The 1,000-nt window shown below is 78.6% G+C and carries 1 protein-coding gene and 1 pseudogene; both read left to right on the top strand.

Going from position 1 to position 1,000, the window contains the following annotated elements:
- Positions 1-183 (top strand): hypothetical protein (locus E4O86_RS22990; RefSeq protein ID WP_161142855.1); only part of this gene is annotated, 183 nt, incomplete at its 5' end.
- Between the two features lie 154 nt (positions 184-337).
- Positions 338-1,000, top strand: a pseudogene (locus E4O86_RS22985) (hypothetical protein); the annotation flags it as partial.

The raw sequence follows: 1,000 nt of genomic DNA, 5'->3' as shown, positions 1-1,000 counted from the left end.
CGGCTCGTCCCCCTGCCGGAGGCGGTCGCCTGCTACTGCCTCTCGGAGCGGGTGGCGGAGCCGGTCCGGCCGATCGCCGCCGGCCCGGTGCGCGTCGCCGGCCGCCCCGACCAGGGCGCCCTCTTCGCGCTGCTCGGCGGCGGCGGGGATGCTGGCGGCAATGCGGCGCAGCCTGCCGGTTAGCACGCGCCTGCCTTGCCACCGCCTCGCCATCGCGCAATGTAGAGCGGAACCGCCGCGGGCCGCCCGCGGCCTGCGGGTTCGACGGGAGAGGCTTTTGGCGAAGCAGACGAGGAGCCGGTCCGGATCGTCGCGCTCACGGGGCGGTCGTCCGCCCGTGATCATCGATCTGAAGGCGGAGGAGGTGACGCGCAAGGCCGAGGAGGCGGAGAAGCAGGCCGAAGCCGGCCCGGCGCCTGCCGAATCGGGCGAGGCGGCCGCGCCCGCCGCTGCCGACATTGCCGCCATGCCCGGCCCCGAGACCGTCGCCGAAGGCGGATTCGTGCCCCCGAAGCCGGAGGAGGAGCCGGCGGGCCCGGCTGCGGAGGCCGGGCCGGAGCCGGCCGAGGAGCCCGCGCCGCCGGGGACGCTTCCCCCCTCTCCGCCGGACGCCCCGGCGGAAGCGCCGGGCGCCGCCGAGCCGCCGCTTGAGGAGACGGCATCTTCTCCCGCGGCTCGCGACGAGGAGCCCGCCGTCTCCCCCGCAGAAACCGCCGCCTCCGCGGAAACCGCCGCCGAAGAAACGGCGGCGGCCGGGGAGCCCGCTCCGGACGGGATCGCGACCCGCGCCGGCGAGGACGCCCGGAGCCCGCTCGCCGGCACGCATCCCGCGCCCGAGGAGATTGTCGCCGGCGAGGCCCCGGCGGCGGAGGAGCCCTCGGCCGAGCCGCCGGAGGAGCCTCCGGCCGAGCCGGAGCGCGCGGAGATCCCGCCGCCGCCCGTCGAGCGGCCGGCGACCGTCAGCCGCGGTCCCGGCTTCCTGCCGCTACTCGCCGCCGCG

This window comes from Propylenella binzhouense, assembly GCF_009866965.1.
Classification (GTDB): Bacteria; Pseudomonadota; Alphaproteobacteria; order Rhizobiales; family Afifellaceae; genus Propylenella; species Propylenella binzhouense.
This window is presented reverse-complemented; position numbering and strand designations above follow the sequence as displayed.